Consider the following 20,821-nt stretch of genomic DNA (forward strand, 5'->3'; position numbering starts at 1 on the left):
CTTCCGTATTACGCATCATGTTTGCCCAGAAAAAGGTCGGCCGCGCGCGGGTCGTTCAAGAGATCCCGGGCCGCGCCTTCCATGGCGACCATGCCCTGATCGATGATGTAGCCGCGCTGGCTGACCGCGAGCGACTGGCGGGCGCGCTGTTCCACCATCAGCACCGTGGTGCCGGCCGCGGGCAGCGCCCGCACGTAGGCAAAGATCTCATCCACGCGCGCCGGTGAAAGTGCCGCCGTCGGCTCGTCGAGCAGCAGCATATCCGGTTCGCGCATCAAGGCGCGGGCGAAGGCCAGTTGCTGCCGCTCGCCACCGGACAGCGTGCCGGCGGCGCGGCGGCGATGGCGCACCAGCGCGGGAAACAGCTGGTACATGGCGTCCGCCCGCGCCCGCGGACGCTTGACGCCCTGCACCACCAGCAGGTTTTCGTGGACGGTAAGGGAGCCGAATACATTGGCGACCTGCGGCACATAGCCTATGCCGCAATCCAGCCGCGACTCCACGCCCAGCGCGGTGATGTCGCGGTCGCGCAGGACGACCTGTCCCGTGGTCCGTGGCAGCAGCCCCATCACGGCCTTGATGATGGTGGACTTGCCGGCGCCGTTGGTGCCGGCGATGGTGACGATTTCGCCGGGCAGCACGTGCAGGGATATGCCCTTCAGGATGTCGGCGTCGCCGTAGCCGCCACGCAGGTCGGCCAGCCGCAGCACGGTGCCCGTCATGGCGCCCCCGCATCGGCGGGCGCCAGCGCCCCCATATACGCCGCGCGCACGCGCGGATCCGCCAGCACCTGTCCGGGGTCGCCGTGCGCCAGCAGCCGCCCGCCATCGAGCACGTACAGGTCCGACACCAGGCGGTTCAAGGCCATCAGGTTGTGCTCGATGATCAGAAAGCCTATGCCGCGTTCGGCATTGATCTCGCGGATACGCTGCGAGATCTCTTCTATCAGAACCGGATTGACGCCCGCATAGGGCTCGTCGAGCAGGATGAAGCGGGGCTCGGACATCAACGCGCGGCCCAGCTCCAGCAGTTTCTTCTGGCCGCCGGAAAGGCCGCCGGCCGGCTTGTCCGCCACGGCGTTCAGTTTCAGGAAGTCCAGGATGTGTTGCGCCCGGTCGGCGATTTCCGCCTCGGCGCGGCGCACGCGGCCCGGCGCGAAGAACAGCGGCAACAGCGATTCGCCGGGTTGATCGCGTGGACCGACCATCAGGTTCTGCCGCACCGTCAGGTGCGTGAACTCGCGCGGGATCTGGAAGGTCCGGCCCAGCCCCAGGCGCGCGCGGGCGGCCGGCCCCGCGCCGCCCAGTACCGCGCCGCCGAAGCTGACCGTGCCCGCGGACGGCGGCAGGAAGCCGCTCAATACCGCGAAGAAAGTGCTCTTGCCGGCGCCGTTGGGGCCGATCATGCCGTGCAGGCCGTCCAGGCTCATGGATAGCGTGACGCCGTCCAGCACCTGGAAATCCCCGTACGACAGGGAGATGCCCGCGGTCGCGAGCGTCGCCTCATTTACAGGCAAGCCGGTCATCGCGCCCCCCGGGCGCCGAACAGGCCTTGCGGCCGCCAGCGCATGAACAGAATCAGGATCAATCCCACCACACCCAGCTGCACGCTGCCCATATCGGCATCCGACACGCCGGGGATAATCCCGCGAGTAAAGCGCACGCCTTCCAGGAACAGCACCAGCAGCACGGCGCCCGCCACGCTGCCCGAAAGACGCGCGACGCCGCCCATGATGATGGCCATCCACACATAGAAGGTGATCAGCGGCACGAACTGGTCCGGCACGATATACGTCATGTAGTGCGCGAAATACGCCCCCGCCAGCCCCGACAACGCGGCGCCCAGCATCAGTACCTGGGTCTTGAAGCGGGCCGGCTCCTTGCCCAGTACGCGCACGGCGGTTTCGTCGTCGCGCACCGCCTGTATGGTGCGGCCGTAAGGACTGTGCGTGATCCGGCGCAGCAGCGCCACCGCCACGACGATGGACAAGGCCAGCAGCGCCAGCAGCAGGCTGTCGCTGAAGCGCGCGCTGCCCCAGCCGGCGCCCAGCCGCGGCACGCCGGGGATGCCTTGCACGCCATTGGTCAGCCACTGTTCCTGCACCAGCACCAGCCGCACGATCTCGGAAAAGCCCAGGGTCACGATGGCCAGGTAGTCGTCGCGCAGCCGCAAGGCCACGCGCCCCAGCGGCCAGGCCAGCAGCGCCGCGACCAGCATGGCGGCGGGAAAGGAGAGCAGCGGCGTCCAACCGGCCTTCATGGTCAGCAGCGCCGAGGCGTAGGCGCCGACGCCGAAGAAGCCGGCCAGGCCGAAGTTGATCAGGCCGGTAAAGCCATATTGAAGGTCCAGCGCCAGCGCCAGGAGCATATAGATGCCCATGATCACCAGGATGGAAAGCAGATAGGTCAGCATCAGCGCACTCCCATCGGCCGGTTGAACAGCCCTTGAGGACGCAGCAGCAGCACGATCATCATGAACACATAACCCAGGGCGATCTTGTAGACAAAGCCGACGAAGGGGGTGGAGAGCTCCTGCAGCACACCCAGCAACAGCGCGCCCATGACCGCCCCCACCGGGTTGCCCAGGCCGCCCACCACCGCGGCCGCGAAGGCCGGCAGCAGCAGATTCCAGCCAGCCTCGGGATAAACCACCGTGCGCATCCCCGTGACGGTGCCGGCGATCCCGCACACCAGCCCGGCGATAGTCCACATGGCGAGCATGCAGCGTTCGCGCCGGATGCCGCTGACCCGCGCGAGGTCGGGATCGTCGGCGATGGCGCGCAGCGACCGTCCCAGCGGCGTCGCATAGAGCATGAAGAAGACCAGCGCGAGCGTCACCAGGGTCAGGCCCGCAAGATTGACGTCGGCCGGCGCGATCGAGACATCGCCGAAGCGCCACGCGCGGTCCAGCGGCATATCGAAGGCGCGCGGATCATGCCCGAACACCACGCCCAGCGCCGCGCGGATCACGAAGCCCACGCCGATGGACGTCAGCAGCAAGGTGATGACGGATCGGCGGATCACCGGCCTGAACGCGAGCAGAAAGGCCAGCACCGAAGCCACGGCGCCGCCAACAGCGCCCGCCAGCCCGGCGACGATCAGGGAGCCGCTCAGGTGATGCGCGGCCAGCCCCGCGTAGCCGCCCACCGCGACGATGTCGCCCGTCGCCGCGTTGGGAAAACGCGCCAAGCCGTAGACCAGCGTCAGGGCCAGGGCCGGCAAGGCGATGATCAGCCCTTCCACCAGCCCATTGATGACCAGATTGATGTAGTCGGCGTATGACACGCGGCAGCCTTAGAGCTTGACCACGTACTTGCGCACGAGCTTGCCGTTTTCGACGAAGGACGCGGCGAAATCCGGCGTGACGTCGTTGTACTGGTCGAAGTTCAAGGCGCTGGAAGCGCCGACGTAGGTAATGCGCTTGCCCGCTTCCAGCAGCTTCTTGCCGTCCGCGAAGCTGTAGACGACCTCGCCGCCCGGCGTGCCCATTTCATGCACCTTCTTGGCCAGCTCGGCCCCGCTGGCCTTCGGACCGAGGGCCTGCACCGCCAGCGCCAGAATGATGGCCTGGTCGTAGGCCATCGGCGCATAGACATTGCCCGCCACGTCCACGCCCTCCTTGCCCAGGGCGTCGCGCACGTGGACATAGTTGGGCGCGTTTTCGTTGCTGACGGACTCCACGGAAATCACGCCTTCGGTAACCTTCGGCCCCAGGGCCTTGATCAGGTCCGCGTTGGCCGCCCAGCCCGGAATGATCCAGTGCGTATCGATGCCGGTCTGGTACCACTCGCGCAGCAGGATGGTGGTGTCGGCCAGATACGAGCCCGTCACGATCACGTCGGGCTTGGCGCGCAGCACGGATTGGAGTTCCGATCGATAGGATGGCCGGTTCGGTTCGTACACCACGCTGGCCACCACCTTGCCGCCCGCGGCCTTCCACGCCTGCGTAAAGCCTTCGGTGTTGCCGATGCCGGATGCGTTGTTGAACGCCATGGTGGCCGGCTGCTTATAGCCCTGCCGTTCGGCGATCTTGGCGAAGGCCTGGCCGAAGCGGCCGTTGGTGGCCTGGAAGCGGAAACCCAGGCGCTTGGGATTGGCATCCGCGCTCAGCGCCGGCGCCCCCGAGGCATGCATCAGCGGGATGCCGGCCTCGTTGGTCAGCGGGATCACCGCCAGTGATTCGCCCGAGCTCCAGCAGCCGAGGATGGCGCGTACCTTATCGACCTCGATCATCTTCTTGGCGCCGGTGACGGCTGCCTGCGGCGCGGTCTGGGTGTCTTCCGCTACGACACGGAATTGCGCGCCTTGCGCGCCGCCCGCGGCGTTGATTTCCTTGGCGGCCAATTGGATGGCCTTGACCATGCCCGGCCCGTAGGGCGCGCCGGAGCCGGTCAAGGGGCTGAGCGCGCCGACCACGAAATCGGAAGACTGCGCGTGGGCCGGCAGGCCCAGGCTGCTGGCCAGGGCGGCGGCCAGGGTTGCGGCGACGAAATGACGGCGATTCATGGAAGACTCTCTCGAAAGGCATGAATGGCGCGAGCTGCACGCCTGGGCAAATTGGATCCAATATCCTGGATACGGACCCCATGCTAAACTGCGCTCTGCCCAGGGGTCAATACGATCAGTCCTAGGGTTTACGTGAGAACCCATGAACCATCCGCCTTCCTCCATCGGGGACAACAAGCTTGTGCGGCGTACCACGGTCGACCTGGTACTGGACGCCTTGCGGCAACAGATCCTGTCGGGCCATCTGCGGCCGGGCGCGCCGCTGCGCCAGGAAGCGCTGGCGGATGAACTGGGCGTCAGCCGCATTCCGGTGCGCGAGGCAATCCGCCGCCTGGAAGCCGAAGGGCTGGTGGCGGTGCATGCCCATCGCGGCGCCTATGTCTGCGGCATCTCCGCGGCCGACGTGATCGAGACCTTCGAGCTGCGCCTGCAGATCGAACCCTGGCTGTTCGGTGAAGCGATCCGCGCCGGCGGCGGCGGGCGCTGGGATGCCGCCCGCGCGGCCCTGGATGCCACCCGGCAAGCCGACGCGGCCGAGTGGGGCCGGGTCAATTGGCGCCTGCACGAAACCCTGTACCTGCCTGCCCGCCGCGACCTGGCGATGAACGTGCTGCGCCAGCTGCACGACCGGGGCGACCGCTATCTGCGCTTCCAGGTGGTCAACGTGCCGCTGCGCCAGCAGGCCCATGCGGAGCATCTCGAACTGATCGAATACGCCGAAAAGGGTGACGCCCAGGCCGCCATGCAGGCCCTGCGGGCGCATATCAAGGTAGCCTTGGAGCAGGTCGTGGAAGTGGTGGCGGAACTGACGCAGCAGCCGGCGGAATAATCCGATGGAATAAATCGGTCCTCCGCGGTGTTCACTCCATTGCAAACCCACCACACGGAGGTCTTATGGTTCGCAACTTCACGCTTTCCGCCCTGGGCGCCGCCGCCCTGTTGATGGCCACCGGCGCCGTCGCCGCCCCTCCCGCCAAGGCCAGCAATGGCGTGCTGGTCGGCGAAAAAGGCATGACGCTGTACACGTTCGACAAGGACACCGCCAATTCCGGCAAGAGCGTCTGCAACGACAAGTGCGCCACCAACTGGCCGCCGCTGGCGGCGCCCGCCGGCGCCAAGGCCGAAGGCCAGTGGACCGTCATCACCCGCGACGACGGCTCCAAGCAGTGGGCCTACAAGGGCCAGCCCGTGTACTACTGGACCAAGGACAAGGCCGCCGGCGACAAGACCGGTGACGGCGTCGGCGGCGTCTGGCACGCGGCCAAGCCCTGATCCGGCAATGGCATCAGGTTCGGGCGTGGAACAGATCCTCGCCCACATTCCGTCGCTGCGCCGCTATGCCCGCCTGCTGGCGGGCGACGCGGCCAGCGCGGACGACCTGGTGCAGGACACGCTGGAACGCGCCTGCGTCAAATGGTCGCTATGGAAGCCGGGCACCGCCCTGCGCGCCTGGCTGATGACCCTGATGCACAACATTTACCTGAACCGGGTGCGTGACTGGCGCCATGACGACAATCACGAGACCTGGAACGAAGACACCGATCTGGCGCATGAGCCCATGGCGCGCGCGCCCGATATGCTCGATCTGGAGCGCGCGCTGGCGCGCCTGACCCCCACGCTGCGCACCGTCCTGCTGCTGGTGACCGTGGAGGAATACACCTATGCCGAGGCCGCCGACATCCTGCAAGTCCCCGTGGGCACGGTCATGTCGCGGCTGCACCGCGCGCGCGAAGCCGTGCGCGCCGCCATGGCCGGACCCGAAGAGGCGGCCGCTCCCCTGCACCTTGTGAAGCGATGATGGAAACCGACGTCCCTGTCTCCGATGACGATCTGCACGCCTTCGTCGACGGCCAGCTGGACGCGTCGCGGGTCGCCGCGGTGTTGCAGCATCTTCGACGCCATCCCGATGCGGCGGTGCGTGTCGCGCACTGGCATGCGCAGCGCTTCGCGCTGCGCCGCCTGCACCATGCCACCGATATCGGCCCGGCGCCGGCCGCGCTGGCCGACACCGTGCTGCGCCACGGCCGCCGGCGCTGGAATCCGTGGATCCAGGCATGCGCCGCCGTGCTGCTGGTGGTGGTGGGCGCGGCCGGCATGCGTGCGTGGCAGGCCGGTACGGACGTCGCCGGCCGAGCGGGCGGGGCCGCTTCCATGGCCGCCGCGTCGACCACGCCGCAATTCGTGCGCGACGCCGCCGCGGCGTATGCCGTGTTTTCTCCGGAAGTGCGGCATCCCGTCGAAGTCGGGGCACAGGAAGAAGCGCATCTGGTGCAATGGCTGAGCCGCCGCCTGGGCCGTCCGCTGGCCGCGCCGACGCTGCAGGACCGCGGCTTCCGCTTGCTGGGGGGCCGCCTGCTATCCGGCGAAGGTGTCGCGCAGGACACGGCGAAGGCCGCCGCGGCGCGCGCCCAGTTCATGTACGAGGATGAGCGCGGACGCCGCGTCACGCTCTACGTCGCGGTTTTCCCCGCCGGCGTGGCGCCCCGGGAAACCGCATTCCGTTCGGTCCAATCCGCCGGCGGCACCGCCTTCTACTGGGTGGAGAACGGCTACGGCTATGCATTGAACGGCGATCTGCCGCCCAATCAATTGCAGGCGCTGGCCAGCGACGTGTACGATCAGCTGTTTCCGCGCTAGACGGCCGCGATGGCCGCCGCGCCATCGCAACGTCCTAACGGAAACCGTTCATGTCACTCATCGTCATCCGACCCATAGAACCGCGTGATGAAGCGAGGTGGCGCGTCCTCTGGGACGCATACACGCGCTTCTACGAGCGCGAGCCGGACGAGGCGGTGACCCGCCATACATGGGCGCGCATACTGGATCCCGCCGCCCCCGTTCATGCCATCGTCGCGGAAGACCCGGCGGGAAAGGTCATCGGCATCGCCAACTATCTGCTGCACGAAAACACATCGACCCTGACGCCGGTGTGCTATCTGCAAGACCTGTTCGTCGATCCGGACGTGCGCGCCAAGGGTACCGGCAAGCTGCTGATCGACTGGCTGGTGGACCAGATGAAGGCGCGCAAATGGTCCCGGCTGTACTGGCAGACGCGCGAGAACAATTACCGGGCGCGCGGGCTCTACGACAAGTACACCGAGCACAGCGGTTTCATCCGGTACGTGATCTCCAACGAGGACATCTAGGCGTACGCGACACATCCCCGCGTTATGGCGCCGAGGGCGGCGCCGGCGCGCGCATCGCCGATGCCATGCCGGGCGCCGAACCCCGTGGTGGGAATACAAACCGGATGAATCCGAAAGAGACGTCGCGCCCTAAGGCCTCACACAGCTCGTCCATAAAGGCCCACGCGGACAGACAGGCACAGCTGCCTGTGCTTTCCGGACATCACTGTTCCACCGGCCGGGCCTTTATCCAACGGAGCGACGACTATGACCATTTCCACTACGGGCGGCACATTTCCATCTGGGACCAGTCTTATGGAGACTGCCGTCCTACCCGCCCGGACCCGGATAGACACGGCGATGGGCGATACGTTCGCCGATTACCGCCCTTCCAGCCCGACCCGGGCGGATGGCGCGGATACGCCGACAGGATGCGGCTGGCTGCCACGCTCGAACGGCGCGCGCCTTTCGGGCAAAGGATCAGGCGTCGCATCGCGTCGGGCCACCGCCGACGATCCCGCGAAAGATGCCGTGCATGGCGGCTCGGGAAATTCGGCGCGGACGCGGCCATGCCAGGTGCAGGGTGTCGACGAATTCTTCAAGGTCGTGGCGAAATGGTCGAAAACCGATCCGGCGGTCGGCCGGCTCGCGCAGCAGATCTACATGAACAACCGCATCGACTCGGACGCGGCGGAGCTGCTGGGCCGCGTGGTATCCGAATGGAAGGCGCGCGGCGTGTTCGAGCCCTTGATGGAACGCGTCATGGCGCGCTACGAACGTGACGGGACGCTGGCGGCCACGGTGGACCGGTTGATGGCCGGGGATCCCGGCAAGAACCGGGCAGCCGCCGAGCAGGAAGCCCGCGCCCAGCTGCGACGCTGGGACTCGGATCCCAAGGCCGCCGCGGCCAGGTTCGATCTGCTGCTGGATCCCGACAGCGATCTCGAAAAAGACGCGGCGGACGACAGCGCCTGGGCGCTCCGGCGCTGATAATGAAGCGGGCCTGGGCGCCGCTGCCCCGTGGCGCCAGGCCGGGCAGGAGCGGCCAGGCGCGGCCGGCTAGGCGCGGCCGGCTAGGCGCGGCCGGCTAGGCGCGGCCGGCCAGGCGCGGCCGGCCCAGGCGTGGCCGGCCCAGGCGACCGGACTAGGCCACCGGCGTCAAGGGACGGCGCTTCTCGAACCACCCATCCAGATTCGCCATCACCAGATCGGCCATGGCCTGGCGCGTTTCTACCGTGCTGCTGCCGATGTGCGGCGCCAGCACGACCTGGTCCATCGCGCACAGCGCGTCGGGGACTTCCGGCTCATTCTCGAAAACATCCAGCCCCGCCCCGCCCAGCCGCCCTTCGCGCAGCGCGCAAACCAGTGCGTCCTGGTCCACCACGCTGCCGCGGGCCACGTTCACCAGGATGCCCTGCGGCCCCAGGGCGTCTATGACCGACTCATCGACGACGCGCAGTGTGCCGGAGCCCCCGGGAACGGCAAGCACCAGCACGTCGCTGGCCCGCGCCAGCGCATGAATATCCTCGCAATACATATAGTGCGAGGGCACATCCTGCCGCGGCGAGCGGTTGTGATAAGCGATGTCCATGCCGAAGGCCTCGGCGCGGCGGGCGATCTGGCGGCCGATATTGCCCAGCCCCAGGATGCCGCAGCGCCGTCCGCCCAGCTTGCGGCCCATCGGCGGCGTTTCAGTGCGCCAGCGTCCCGCGCGCACGAAGCGATCCAGCTCGCAGATGCGCCGCGACACGGCCAGCATCAGCGCCAGCGCGGTGTCGGCCACGCACTCATCCAGCACACCCGGCGTATTGGTCACGACGACATCGTGCTGGCGCGCCGCTTCCATATCGATAGGGTCGACGCCCACACCGAAGCTGACAATGACTTCCAGCGCCGGCAGGGACTCGATCAAGGCGCGCGTGGCGCCGTGGCGCCCGCTGGTGGCGATGCCGCGGATGGCCCCGGCATGCGCCTTCAGGAACGACGCCGTGTCGGTGATCTCCCACCAGCGGTGCACGCGGTACTTTGCCTCGATGCGCTGCATGAGCTCGGGAAGCAAGGGCCCGACGATCAGCACGTCGGCCGGCGCGCGACCGGTGTCGTTCTGGCGGAAATCGGCATTCTCATTCACGGCGTCGGAAGCGGCAATTTGCATAGTTGGTTTCGCGTGTTGGACACACCCCGCATCGCCTAATCGACGCGCAGGTTGCGCAATTTGATGATGTCGCCATAACGGGCGCGCTCCTGGTCGGCAAGCCGGGCCAGCTCCGCCGGCGTGGAGCCGTGCGGCACCGCGCCCTGGGAGATCAGCTTTTCCTTCACGTCCGGCAACTCAGCCACCTGGCGGATCGCGAGCGACAGTTTATCGACGATCGCCCGCGGCGTGCCAGCCGGCGCCAGCACCGCCGTCCAGGAACCGGTCTGGGCATTGGGCACGCCTGCCTGGTCCAGCGTGGGCACGTCGGGCATCACGGACGAGCGCTCGGGTCCCGTCACCGCCAGCGCGCGCAGCTTGCCGGCATTGACGTAGGTGACTGTCTCCAGCACCGAGGCGAACAGCATATCGACGCGTCCCGCCATCAGGTCGGTCATGGCCGGTCCGCCGCCTTTGTACGGCACGTGCGTCAGCTGCACTCCCGTGGCCTGCTGGAAGATTTCGCCCGCCAGGTGCGGCGCGCCGCCTGTTCCTGAGCTGGCGAAGGTATGGGCGCCCGGCTGCGACTTCGCCAGCGCCACCAGTTCGGCGACGGACTTGACCGGCAGCGTCGGCGGAACCACCAGCACGAAAGGCAGATCGGAGAACAGGGACACCGGGACGAAGGCCTTCGCCGGATCGCTGTGCAGTTTGTACAGCCAGGGATTGATGGCCAGCATGCCGGAATTGGCGAACAGCAGCGTGTAGCCGTCCGGCGCGGCGCGGGCCACCAGGTCGGCGGCGATCTGCCCTCCCGCGCCGGGCCGGTTGTCCACCACCACGGAAGCCTTCATCTGCTGGCCCAGGGCCGCCGCCAGCAGGCGCGCGGAGATATCGGTGCCGCCGCCGGGCGAGAACGGCACGATCAGGCTGATCGGGCGTGACGGGAAATCATCGGCGGCGGCGGCCGCGCCGGGCAGCGCGGCGCCCAGCCCGGCCGCCAGCGTCATGGCGCACGCGGCAATCGCCGCGCGCAGCCGTGCGTAAGTTCGCATCTTCATTGTGTCTCCTCCGCCATTCGGCGAAACCAGCATGTAGGCAAGGAGTATAGGAACGATGCCCAACGCACAGCGCAATCGAGCTATAAATAGCAACGATTAATACAAGGCTTATATTGATGGAATTGCGCCAACTCGAATGCTTCGTCGCCGTCGCGGAAGAACTGCACTTCGGCCGGGCCGCGGCGCGCCTTTGCATGACGCAGCCGCCGCTCAGCCGGCAGATCCAGCTGCTGGAGCAGAGCCTGGGCGTCACGCTCCTGGAGCGCAGCAGCCGCGTGGTCACGCTGACGTCGGCCGGCCGCGGCTTCCTGCGCGACGCCCGCCATCTGCTGGCCTATTCCGCTCGCGCCGCATCCAGCGCGCGGCGCGCATCCGGGGGCGAAGCGGGGCACGTCACCCTGGGGTTCACCGCGGTGGCATCCTACCGCCTGGTCCCCAATTGGGTCATGAAGGCGCGCAAAGTCCTGCCGGACGTGGATATCGATCTGCGCGAACGCGTATCCACCGACCTGGGCCGGCTATTGGTGGCGGGCGAAGCGGACGCCATACTCGCGCGGCATTTGCCGCGGCAGGATGGCCTGGCGCACCACCTGATCGAGCGTGAAGCCATGGTGGTGGCCATCCCGCGAAAATCGCCGCTGCCGGGCTATGGGACGGTGCCGCTACGGGCGCTGCACCGGCAACCTTTCGTGGCCTACGCCCCGAGTGAAGGCAAGTACTTCTATGACAGGATTGCCGCCGCGCTCACCCTGGCCGGCGTGGAGCCCGACTACGTCCAGTACGCGGGGCAGACGCATACGCTGCTGGGGCTGGTCCGCGCGGGGCTGGGAGTGGGATTGGTGCCGGAGTCGGCGCGCGAGCTGCGCATGGATGGCGTGTCCTTCCTGCCGCTGGCGCAGAACAAGCTGTATGCCGAACTTTATCTGGCCTGGCGCCTCAAGCATGACAACCCCGCGCTGGAGGCGTTCATCCGCCGCGTGGCGGAGATTCCCGCCACGCGGCGATAGCGGCAGGGCCGGCACCGCCGCGAGCCGGCGCGGCCCGCCGATATGCCGGCATCGCCTTGGAACGGCGCACCGTGTGGGCGGGCATTGCGATGGCCCCGCCGCGCGGCGACGGCGCCCATGGCAAACGTCAAGCAGCCGGGGGCGCCACGGCGGCGCCTTCGATATGGTGACGCTTCAGCGCTTCCGCCACGAACCCATTGGCCTTCATTTCCTCGACGAAGGCACGCAGCTCATTGGCGGCGGCATCGCCGCGGCCTTTGGGCAGGCCCATCGCCTGGCGTATCACCATGAAGCTGCCGGGCAACAGGCGCAGGCCCGGCACCCGCTGCATATCGGCCTCCAGCTGCTGCTTGACACCGGCCGCGACTTCGGTTTTTTCGGCGATGAAAAAATCCACCACGGCCGGCGAGGTCGGGGCGCGGACGATCTCCGCCTGTTTGAGTTCGCGGGTCAGGTACAGATCGTAGGCGCTGCCCTTGCCCACCGTCACCCGCGTACCAGGACGATCGACCTCGGCGCGATCGCGCAGCGGCGACTCCTCGCGCACCAGATAGGCGCCCTCGATCAGCACATAGGCGTCGGTAAAGTTGATGCCGGCGCCGCGCACCGGGTCGATGGCGAAGAAGCCGATGTCCGCCTGTTCCGCCGTCACCGCGTCCACCGATTTGCCGGCGCTATCGAAGACCACCAGTTCCAACTCCACGCCTAGCCGCCGGGCGAAGGCGCGCGCCAGATCGACGGACACGCCCGCCGCGCCGCCGGGGCCGTCATCGCGGCGGGCCAGTATGGGATTGCCGACGTTGATGGATGCGCGCAGGCGGCCGGTGGGAATGAATTTCTGCAGGACTTGCGGATCGAGCGGCATATCGGATCTCTCGAAAATGAATCGGAAAACGGATCAAGCTCTGGTGCGCCGGAAGCGCTTTGGGCGGCCTGGCCTCGGGCGCCTCGGTGCCGGGCGTCGGATCAGGGGAGCCTGGTTTCATGCACTGTAGCGGGCGGTCTCCCCGCCACAGCATAGATCGATGACGGCAGGCCGCAGATCCTCGCCGAACCACGCGTTCATGGCCGCGCGACGCTCGCCGACATAGACCGGCTGGCCCGCATCGTCCAGCCGCATGCAAAGATCGTGGCCAGGTATCAATAGGGTATCGGGCTGCCGCCGCCACGTCGTCCAGATCAGTTCCAGCGTCGCGCGGCTGGTCTGCATATCATACGTGTCGTTGACGGTCATGCTGAGCAGCTCCGCGCGATTCTTGGCGGCGTCGCCGGTGAACAGCAAGGGCTGCGCCGCGCCCGCCACGGTGAACAGCAGATGGCCCGGCGTGTGCCCCGGCGCCACGATGGCGGTGAAGCCCGGCAAAAACCGCTCACCATCGGCGATGCGGCGCACGCGCGGCGAGACGGTCAACTCGCGCACGTACAGTTCCGGCAGCGGATCGAAGCCCGGCGGCTGCGCCGCCGCCCATTCCAGCTCGCGATCGCCGATCCACACCGTGGCGTTGGGGAACAAGGTGAAATTCACGGAATGATCGTAGTGGGCATGCGTCAACACCACGTCGGTGATGTCGGCGGCCTCCATGCGCAATTCGGCCAGCTGCTTTTTCAGCAGATGGCGGGCGCCGAAAGCGCCGACGTCGACCAGGATATTGCGGCCCTCGCCGCGCAACAGCGTGGTGGTGCTCCAGCCCAGGGAGCCGTGAAACAGGCTGCGCCCGGGATAACCGTTGATCAGGACATCCAGCTGGTACATGTCATCGCTCCATTCCGGCCACGGCACGTGGCCCTCTGCTTCGCCCGTGCGGCCTTATTGTTTGGGTATGCCCGCATCCTCGATCAGCCGCTTGTAAAGATCCAGGTCCGACCGGATCTGCGCGGCGAACTGTTCCGGCGTGCCGGCCACCATGTCGTTGCCGCCCTCCGTGACCAGCTTGCGCACCACGTCGGGATCGCGCGACGCCTTGACGACTTCGTCGTGCAGGCGCGCGATGATGCGGGGATCCGTACCGGCCGGCGCAAGCAGCCCCTGGAATTGCGTGATCGAAAAGCCTTTATAGCCCAGCTCTTCCATGGTGGGCACGTCGGGCAGCACCGCGGCGCGGTGCGGGCCGGATACGGCGTAGGGCCGCAGACGCCCGCCCTGTATCTGCGGCGCGGCGGTCACGACCGTGTCGAAGGTAAAGGACAGCTGCCCGCTCAGGACGTCCGTCAGTGCCTGCGCGTTGCCTTTGTAGGGCACGTGCACGAGCTGCGTATGGGTCATCAAGGCCAGCAGCTCGCCCGCCAGATGGCCGCCCGCGCCGACGCCGGCGGAGCCGTAGCTGAGCTGGCCCGGATGCGCGCGGGCCCGCGCGATCAGGTCGTCCAGGCTGCGTATCGGCGATTGCCCGGGAACGACCAGCACGTATTGATAGCTGGCGATCTGCGAGATCGGCGCGAAGTCCTTGACGGGGTCATAGGGGGTCTTGCGCGCATACAGCGATGGATTCACCACCAGCGGGCCGCTGGCATCCAGCAGCAGGGTATAGCCATCGGGCGGCGCCTTGGCGACGAAGTCCGTGCCTATCATGCCATTGGCGCCGGGCTTGTTCTCCACCACCAGGGCTACGCCCATGCTGACCGACATCTTCTGCGCAATGACGCGCGCGGTGATATCCGCCGCGCCGCCCGCCACGTAGGGCACGATCACGCGTATCGGTTTGCTGGGATAGGTATCGGCCCGCGCCGCGATGAACGGCAAGGCCATGGCGAGCAAGGCCAACCTGCCCAGGTTTTTCCACATCGTTGTCTCCTGTTTTATGGTCTTATGCGGTCGGCGGATGCGCGGCCCCGGCCGCCGGTGGCCGGACGGCCGGCGGACGCGCGTCGCGCCGCGCCCTCTATGCAGGGCTCAGGCGGGCGCCTTGGCGGCATGCCGCCGCAGCAGCGCCACCGTCGCCGGGTCCAGCGCGATGCCTTCGCGGCGCTGGCGCGCCATCTTGCTCAATTCGATCTCGCCAGGGACGATGACGGGCTGGGCGGGGTCGGCGGGCGGACTGTCGTGCAGGATGGCGGCGAAGTCGTTCATACGATCGGCCAGCCATTGCGTCGAACCCAGCCGGCGCGTGTCGATCAGGATGAAGAAATGGCCCAGATTCTGCGGTTCGTCGGGCGCGTCCACCCAGGACTTCACATGCGTCAGGTAGGCCGCGTTGGACAGCACGCCGGAGAACATATCCACCAGCAGCGCCAGGCCATAGCCTTTGTGCCCGCCTATGGGCAGCAGAAAACCGTCCAGCGCCGCCTTGGGGTCGGTGGTGGGACGCCCGCCGGCATCGGTGGCCCAGCTATCCGGGATGGCCTGGCCGCGCTTGAGCGCATTGCGGATCTTGGCGCGAGCCACCACGCTCATGGCCATGTCCAGCAGGAAGGGATTGCCGCCGGGGCTGGGCACGCCGAAGCCCAGCGGACTATTGCCCAGCCTGGCGTCGCTGCCGCCCCAGGGCGCGATGGTGGTGGTGGCGTTGCTGCCGATGATGCTGGCGTAGCCGGCCTGCGCGGCGATCAGGCCATACGGCGAGATCGGCCCGAAATGATTGCTGCCACGCGCGAAGGCCACGCCGACGCCGCAGGATTCCGCGGCTTCCATGGCCGCGCGCAGGGCATGCATGCCCACCAGCGGCCCCACGCCATTGTCGCCATCGACCAGTCGCAGCGCCGGCGCCACCGCTTGCGTGCTCACGCGCGCACGGGCATTGATGCCGTTGACCTGCAGACGATCGCCATACGATTCGATACGGCTCAATCCATGCGTGGACAAGCCGAACAGGTCCGCCAGCACCAGGATGCGCGCCACGTCGGCGGCATCGGCTTCGGGCAGGCCCAGGCCCATAAACGCCCGGGTACCCAGGTCAGTCAGTTCTGCCTCGGTGTAGAGGTCCTTGTCTTGTACTTGCGCCGTCATCGCTGTCTCGTCCCCGGTAAAAGCGGAAGCGCCGCCCGGATCGGGCGGCACGGCCAGCATGATGCGCAAAGGCGCTTATCCGGTAAAGCGCAAATATTCGTTCGATTGATGCGTGAAACGCATCAGCGGGCTGATCCCGCCGGCAGGCTCAGGCGGCAGGCCCCATGGGCAGGGACACGCCCATGCCGCGCTCACGCGCGGCCGCCAGGATGACGGCGCCGGCGTACAGATCCTGTATCGCCATGCCATGCGACTCGAACAGCGTGATCTGCGCATCGGACGTACGGGCAGGCCAACGCCCCGTGACCACGCCGCCCATGTCGGCCAGATCCTCCCAATAGATCAGGCCGTTCTCGTAGGCCGGCAACAGGTCGCCGCACTCGCCCTGCGCGACTTCGCGCGAATCCACGACGATGACGTCCGCGCGGCGCACGGTTTCGGTATCGATCTCGCGGCGGTCCAGGGCATTCGACCCGGTGGCGGCGACGAAGGTGCCCGGTTCCAGCCAGCGGCCATCGAACAGCGGTTCGGACGCCTTGGTCATGGTGACGATGACGTCCGAACCGCGCACGGCGTCCTCGCGCGACGCCGCGGGCCGCAGGCGGGCCGGCACGCGCGGCGACATCTCGTCGCAGAAGGCCCGCACGGCGTCCTGGTTGCGTCCGAACACCTTGACTTCCTGAATGTCGCGTACGGTGCAGACGGCTTCGAGCTGCGTGCGCGCATGGCGGCCGTAGCCGAACAGGCCCATGACCCGGGCATCCTCGCGCGCCAGGTAGCGCGCGGCCACGCCGGTCGCCGCGCCGGTGCGTATGCGGCCCAGCCAATCGGATTCGATGATCGCCTCCGTGTTGCCCTGCTCATGGTTCATCATGTGCAGCAGGGTATTCAGCGGCTTGCCCGGACGGTTGTAGTAGGCCTTGTAGCCGATGTAGCCGATTTCCGGCGCGGCGGCCTGCAGGATGTGCAGGTGCCCGCCCGGCTGGCGCGTGCGCCGCCGTGGCACATCGAAGGCCTTGCCGCGGCCGTGCGCTGAAAACGCGCGCTCCACTTCTTCCACCGCCCGGGACATCGTCAGCAATTGACGCACGTCGGATTCGTTCAGATAGAGCACCATGCCGGCATCCTATAGGCGCGCTCGCGCCGAAAAAGAGAGGTTAGTCGGGAACGATAGCCAGGAAACGATAGCCGGAAAAACACAGCCGGAAAACGGGCCGCCCTGGTCCGGCGCCGCCACCGCCTATCACTACGCCCGGTCCGCCGCGCCCGACAAGAGCAGCCCGCCGTCCACCGCCGCATCGCGCACGCCGATGACGCGCAATGCATTCCACATCATCGCCGTGGCGCTGGAAATCACGGGCTTGCCCAGGTCGCGTTCGAGCAGGTTGATGGCATCCACGGTCGGCATGCCGACGCCGCTCAGGAACAGGGCCTGGGCATCCGGATGATCGACCTGGCGTCCCAGCGCATACGCGCGTTCCGGGCTTTCGTCATAGATGTTGACCACCCCCGGCAGGATGCCGTGCGCCACCACATTCATTCCGCAGGCCTCCAGGTGGGCCCTGCCCTGCAGCGTCGTCTGTTCGTTGTACGGCGTCGCGTAGGCCACGCGTTCGATGCCCAGGTGCTTGAACGCGGCCAGCACGCTGCCGAAGGCGGTGATGAAAGGAATGCCGTACTGCTTTTCCATGCGCGCGATCAATTCGGCCTCGCCCTGCCTGCCCAGCGTGTAGCTGGATGCGGTATGGGCCATGACGATCACGCCGGGCTTGACCATGGCGAGCAGCCCGACGTTTTCCGGTATGTGTTCGATCTGCGTGCGGTTGCGGTCCTCCTGTCCCGCATGCGCGCCGGTCAGCCCATGAGCCACCATGCGCGTGAAATGCAGGGACACCCCTTTGGGAACCAACTGCTGCATCTCGGGCTCCACGGTCGGATTGCCCGGGGGAACCAAAAAGCCGATACGGCCGCGCCATCCCATCATGATGAAATCCTTTCGATAAAACGCAAAGCGATGGCCGCGCAGGCATCGGGATGCGTGGCGGCGATGTGATAAGAGTCGGCCTGCAGTTCGACCAGCTCCGATCCGGGTATCCGGGTCTGCCAGCGGCGGACTTCGGCCACCGGCTGACGCTGGTCATACGCGCCCGGCTTCTCCGGCTGTACGGCGACGACGACTTGCGTGGGGCAGCGTATCCGCTCCAGGCGGGCAGGCTCCGCCAGGCGCGGGAACATGCGGATGCAGGCCTTGACGGTCGCCGTGGGCGCCCGCCCCATATAGCGCGTCCACCATTCCATGCCCCGCGGCGATAGGGCGGTGCCCATGCGGCCGGGCATGGTGGCGCGCGCCCAGCCTTCGACGCCCGACCTGTCGATCAGGGCCAGCCAGTCGTCGACCCATTTGCCCAGGGCGCCGCCCGGCGAAATCAGCACGCCGGCCAGGGTCAGCGAGGCCATCCATGGCGCGCCGCGCTGGGCCAATTCCAGGGCGATCTGCGCGCCCAATTTGGCGCCCACCACGTGGATACTGCCGCCCAGCTGCCGCGCCAGCGCATCGATATCGTCGGCCATGGACGCGATCGACAGCACGTCGTGCTCGCCCACCGGCGACGACAGGCCGTGGCCGCGCAGGTCCACGCGCACGACGCGGCAACGCCTTGCCAGCGTGGGCACCCAGCCGGTGAAAGCCTCCGCCGATTCGGACACGCCGTGCAGCAGCATGACCAGTGGGGGCTCGCGCCAGCCATCGGTGTAGTCGTCCACCACATATGCGATCTCGATGCCCGGCGCCACCGTCAGCCGCCGGGAAACGCGGCGCGCCGAAGCGTCATCGGCCATCCTGTCCCGCGCCATAGGCCCATGTTCCTTGCGATCTTCCATGCACATCTCCGGGCTTATTGCTTGTCGATGTTGCCGTCCTTGATCACCGCGGCCCATTTGTCGATTTCCTTCTGGATCAAGGCCTGCAGATCCTGGGCCGGCAAGGCATGCGGATGTATGGTCTGGGCCTCCAGCTTCTGCCTGACGTCCGGATCGTTCACCGCTTGCAGGAAGACTTTTTCCAGTTTGGCGGTGACGTCGGGCGGCATCCTGGCGGGGCCCAGCAGGCCGATCCAATACGAGGTTTCATAACCGGGATAACCCAGTTCGGCGATGGTGGGCACGTCCGGCAGGATCGGATCGCGCTGCGCGCTGGTCACCGCCAGTACCTTCAACTTGCCATCCTTAACCATGCCCATGGACGTCGCATAAGCCTCGATCTTGACGTCCACGCGGCCGGCGATCAGGTCCGCCTTCGCGGGGCCCGTGCCTTGATAGGGCACATGCACCATCTGCAGGCCGGCGTCCTTGGCCAGCATGGCCATGGACAAATGCGGCCAGCTGCCGGTGCCCGCCGATGAATACACCACCTTGCCGGGATTCGCCTTGGTGTAGGCAATGAACTCCTTGAAGGTGTTGTACGGCTTGGTGTACTGCGCCAGGAATACGCCCGGATGGTCGGCCATCAGTGCGATGGGCGTGAAGTCCTTGACCGTGTCGTAGGGCAACTTTTCGCGCAACGAGGCGTTCACCGCGAAGGCGGTCTGGCCCACCAGCAACGTATAGCCGTCCGGCGCTGCCTTGGCGACGTAGTCGGAGCCGATGATGCTGCCCGCGCCGCCGCGGTTTTCCACGATGATGTTCTGACCGAGCAACTCCTGCGCCTTGGCCACCACGATCCGCGTCACCACGTCGGTCGAACCCCCTGGCGGGAACGGCACGATGACGTGTATGGGACGGTCCGGATACGCGGCGTGCGCCGCGCCGTCGGCGACAAGCGCGGCGATGCCCGCCACCACGAGGCTGGCCAATTTCATGATGAGTCTCCTGATTTGTAATGGATGGCTCCGGTGGTCCGGAGCCTGTTGGATCATGCGGCGTCGCCTGGCCTGGCGGGTGGCAACAGCGCGGTCAGCGCGTCCAGCAGGCGTGACCTGGCCCGCGCGACGGTATCGGCCGGCAGATCTTCGACCCTGGTATCGATGACGGGTTGTTCCGCCTATCGGGCCACTATATCGTTCAATGGACTATAGGGCGCTGCCGTCGGATTTGTCAAACGCGCGCCGGGCGGTCCGCCTCCTCCTTATGACGTGCACCCGCCGTTGAATGCCGCCAAGACAGCAGAAAGCTTCGCGGCGCCACGCGCGGCATACTATGGAGACACCCATGACACTGGCTCGCGACCATGAAACGTTTGCAGCTACTGGGGCGCCCGCGGCCCGGACCGAAACAGTCCCCGGCGGTGTCCGACTACAGCGTCCTTCCTATCGCGCCCGCGCATATCGAAGGCTATAGGCGCGCGCTGGACACCGTCGCGCGCGAGCGCCGGCATCTGAGCTTTCTGCAGGCGCCGCCGGCGGAGCAGACGCGCGCCTTCGTCATGAACAACATCGCCATGCGGCATCCGCACTACGTGGCCCTGGTCGGCCGCGACGTCGTCGGATGGTGCGATATCGTGCCGCTGGCCCAGCCCGGCTTCAGGCATACCGGCGTGCTGGGCATGGGGGTGCGCCCGGATTGGCGCGGCCGCGGCGTCGGCAAGGCCTTGCTGACCGCCGCCGTTCGCGCCGCGGCCGGGCTGAAACTCAGCCGCATAGAGCTGGAAGTCTATGCCGCCAACGCGGCGGCACGCGCGCTCTATCAGTCCTGCGGATTCGTCGAAGAAGGCGTGAAGCGCAAGGCGCGCTATCTGGATGGCCATCACGAAGACATCGTGATCATGGCGCGCCTGCTGTCCTGATCGCCCTGGCGGCCTGTTCCTATTTCACCGTCGGCGATCGTCACATACAGCGCACCCGCGCACCGACGCTGCATCCGTGCGCTGAATCCGGACGGCCCGCTGATCGCGCTCGAAACGCCATAGCGGGACAGGCCCGAAACCGTGCATCGCGCACCGGAATGCGCACCACATGGACGCATCCCGGCCCCCGCCGGTGCCAGCCCGCGGGGGCCGGACCTGGCATGCGTATTGCTTGATCTTCCAGGCCGGGAACGATCCCGGCATCA

At 67.3% G+C, this 20,821-nt stretch carries 23 protein-coding genes; 8 read left to right on the plus strand and 15 right to left on the minus strand.

What is annotated here, in order from left to right:
- Positions 1–8: 8 nt before the first annotated feature.
- Genes ACNA0R_RS10995 through ACNA0R_RS11015 form a run of 5 tightly spaced genes read right to left on the minus strand, consistent with a single transcriptional unit; the run spans position 9 to position 4,505 of the window.
- Positions 9–722: an ABC transporter ATP-binding protein gene (locus ACNA0R_RS10995; protein WP_415826021.1), complete on the minus strand. Its 714-nt coding sequence runs from the start codon at positions 720–722 to the stop codon at positions 9–11.
- Complete coding sequence (locus ACNA0R_RS11000) at positions 719–1,525, minus strand: ABC transporter ATP-binding protein (RefSeq protein WP_415826022.1); 807 nt, start codon at positions 1,523–1,525, stop codon at positions 719–721. Before ACNA0R_RS11000 ends, ACNA0R_RS10995 begins: the two co-directional genes overlap by 4 nt.
- Positions 1,522–2,412, minus strand: a complete 891-nt coding sequence (locus ACNA0R_RS11005; RefSeq protein WP_415826023.1) for a branched-chain amino acid ABC transporter permease — start codon at positions 2,410–2,412, stop codon at positions 1,522–1,524. Before ACNA0R_RS11005 ends, ACNA0R_RS11000 begins: the two co-directional genes overlap by 4 nt.
- On the minus strand, positions 2,412–3,284 hold the full coding sequence (locus tag ACNA0R_RS11010; RefSeq protein WP_415826024.1) for a branched-chain amino acid ABC transporter permease: 873 nt from the start codon (positions 3,282–3,284) through the stop codon (positions 2,412–2,414). The genes ACNA0R_RS11005 and ACNA0R_RS11010 overlap by 1 nt, the downstream gene beginning before the upstream one ends.
- 9 nt (positions 3,285–3,293) lie before the next feature.
- A complete protein-coding gene (locus ACNA0R_RS11015) occupies positions 3,294–4,505 on the minus strand; it encodes an ABC transporter substrate-binding protein (RefSeq protein ID WP_415826025.1) in 1,212 nt (403 codons plus the stop codon).
- A 142-nt stretch (positions 4,506–4,647) separates the two neighbouring features.
- Between ACNA0R_RS11015 and ACNA0R_RS11020 the strand changes: the two genes are divergently transcribed.
- From ACNA0R_RS11020 to ACNA0R_RS11045, 6 genes are all read left to right on the plus strand, one after another.
- Entirely contained in the window at positions 4,648–5,334 is a 687-nt protein-coding gene (locus tag ACNA0R_RS11020) for a GntR family transcriptional regulator (RefSeq protein ID WP_415826026.1), read from the plus strand.
- A gap of 65 nt (positions 5,335–5,399) precedes the next feature.
- Positions 5,400–5,777 (plus strand): COG4315 family predicted lipoprotein, encoded by a 378-nt coding sequence (locus ACNA0R_RS11025; RefSeq protein ID WP_415826027.1) that lies wholly within the window; start codon positions 5,400–5,402, stop codon positions 5,775–5,777.
- 7 nt (positions 5,778–5,784) lie between these two features.
- Positions 5,785–6,303 carry an RNA polymerase sigma factor gene (locus tag ACNA0R_RS11030; protein WP_415826028.1) on the plus strand — a complete coding sequence of 173 codons (519 nt, stop codon included), beginning with the start codon at positions 5,785–5,787 and terminating at the stop codon, positions 6,301–6,303.
- Positions 6,300–7,142, plus strand: coding sequence for an anti-sigma factor family protein (locus tag ACNA0R_RS11035; RefSeq protein ID WP_415826029.1), 843 nt, complete (start codon positions 6,300–6,302; stop codon positions 7,140–7,142). The genes ACNA0R_RS11030 and ACNA0R_RS11035 overlap by 4 nt, the downstream gene beginning before the upstream one ends.
- Before the next feature lie 50 nt (positions 7,143–7,192).
- Positions 7,193–7,651 (plus strand): GNAT family N-acetyltransferase, encoded by a 459-nt coding sequence (locus ACNA0R_RS11040; protein ID WP_415826030.1) that lies wholly within the window; start codon positions 7,193–7,195, stop codon positions 7,649–7,651.
- Between the two features lie 294 nt (positions 7,652–7,945).
- Entirely contained in the window at positions 7,946–8,620 is a 675-nt protein-coding gene (locus ACNA0R_RS11045; RefSeq protein WP_415826031.1) for a hypothetical protein, read from the plus strand.
- Between the two features lie 154 nt (positions 8,621–8,774).
- On the opposite strand, the gene ACNA0R_RS11050 is transcribed toward ACNA0R_RS11045, so the two are convergent.
- Together ACNA0R_RS11050 and ACNA0R_RS11055 are read right to left on the minus strand one after the other, a co-directional pair.
- Positions 8,775–9,785 carry a 2-hydroxyacid dehydrogenase gene (locus ACNA0R_RS11050; RefSeq protein ID WP_415826032.1) on the minus strand — a complete coding sequence of 337 codons (1,011 nt, stop codon included), beginning with the start codon at positions 9,783–9,785 and terminating at the stop codon, positions 8,775–8,777.
- Between the two features lie 35 nt (positions 9,786–9,820).
- Positions 9,821–10,819 (minus strand): tripartite tricarboxylate transporter substrate binding protein, encoded by a 999-nt coding sequence (locus ACNA0R_RS11055; RefSeq protein ID WP_415826073.1) that lies wholly within the window; start codon positions 10,817–10,819, stop codon positions 9,821–9,823.
- Positions 10,820–10,941: 122 nt separating this feature from the next.
- Between ACNA0R_RS11055 and ACNA0R_RS11060 the strand changes: the two genes are divergently transcribed.
- On the plus strand, positions 10,942–11,832 hold the full coding sequence (locus ACNA0R_RS11060) for a LysR family transcriptional regulator (RefSeq protein ID WP_415826033.1): 891 nt from the start codon (positions 10,942–10,944) through the stop codon (positions 11,830–11,832).
- 127 nt (positions 11,833–11,959) lie between these two features.
- Here ACNA0R_RS11060 and ACNA0R_RS11065 read toward each other — a convergent pair whose 3' ends face one another.
- From ACNA0R_RS11065 to ACNA0R_RS11100, 8 genes are all read right to left on the minus strand, one after another.
- Positions 11,960–12,697, minus strand: a complete 738-nt coding sequence (locus tag ACNA0R_RS11065; RefSeq protein WP_415826034.1) for an ABC transporter substrate-binding protein — start codon at positions 12,695–12,697, stop codon at positions 11,960–11,962.
- A gap of 117 nt (positions 12,698–12,814) precedes the next feature.
- A complete protein-coding gene (locus ACNA0R_RS11070; RefSeq protein ID WP_415826035.1) occupies positions 12,815–13,585 on the minus strand; it encodes an MBL fold metallo-hydrolase in 771 nt (256 codons plus the stop codon).
- Positions 13,586–13,639: 54 nt separating this feature from the next.
- Positions 13,640–14,614 carry a Bug family tripartite tricarboxylate transporter substrate binding protein gene (locus tag ACNA0R_RS11075; protein WP_415826036.1) on the minus strand — a complete coding sequence of 325 codons (975 nt, stop codon included), beginning with the start codon at positions 14,612–14,614 and terminating at the stop codon, positions 13,640–13,642.
- Between the two features lie 108 nt (positions 14,615–14,722).
- Positions 14,723–15,775, minus strand: coding sequence for an Ldh family oxidoreductase (locus tag ACNA0R_RS11080; protein ID WP_415826037.1), 1,053 nt, complete (start codon positions 15,773–15,775; stop codon positions 14,723–14,725).
- Between the two features lie 148 nt (positions 15,776–15,923).
- Positions 15,924–16,892 (minus strand): ornithine cyclodeaminase family protein, encoded by a 969-nt coding sequence (locus ACNA0R_RS11085; protein ID WP_415826038.1) that lies wholly within the window; start codon positions 16,890–16,892, stop codon positions 15,924–15,926.
- A gap of 129 nt (positions 16,893–17,021) precedes the next feature.
- Positions 17,022–17,759, minus strand: coding sequence for a maleate cis-trans isomerase family protein (locus ACNA0R_RS11090; protein WP_415826039.1), 738 nt, complete (start codon positions 17,757–17,759; stop codon positions 17,022–17,024).
- Positions 17,756–18,655, minus strand: a complete 900-nt coding sequence (locus ACNA0R_RS11095) for an alpha/beta fold hydrolase (protein WP_415826040.1) — start codon at positions 18,653–18,655, stop codon at positions 17,756–17,758. Before ACNA0R_RS11095 ends, ACNA0R_RS11090 begins: the two co-directional genes overlap by 4 nt.
- A 14-nt stretch (positions 18,656–18,669) precedes the next feature.
- On the minus strand, positions 18,670–19,632 hold the full coding sequence (locus tag ACNA0R_RS11100) for a Bug family tripartite tricarboxylate transporter substrate binding protein (RefSeq protein ID WP_415826041.1): 963 nt from the start codon (positions 19,630–19,632) through the stop codon (positions 18,670–18,672).
- A gap of 368 nt (positions 19,633–20,000) precedes the next feature.
- Here ACNA0R_RS11100 and ACNA0R_RS11105 point away from each other — a divergent pair, with 368 nt between their 5' ends.
- On the plus strand, positions 20,001–20,555 hold the full coding sequence (locus ACNA0R_RS11105; RefSeq protein ID WP_415826042.1) for a GNAT family N-acetyltransferase: 555 nt from the start codon (positions 20,001–20,003) through the stop codon (positions 20,553–20,555).
- The last annotated feature ends 266 nt before the right edge of the window (positions 20,556–20,821 follow it).

The sequence above is a fragment of the Bordetella sputigena genome (assembly GCF_965137885.1).
GTDB classification, from domain to species: Bacteria; Pseudomonadota; Gammaproteobacteria; order Burkholderiales; family Burkholderiaceae_B; genus Bordetella_C; species Bordetella_C sputigena.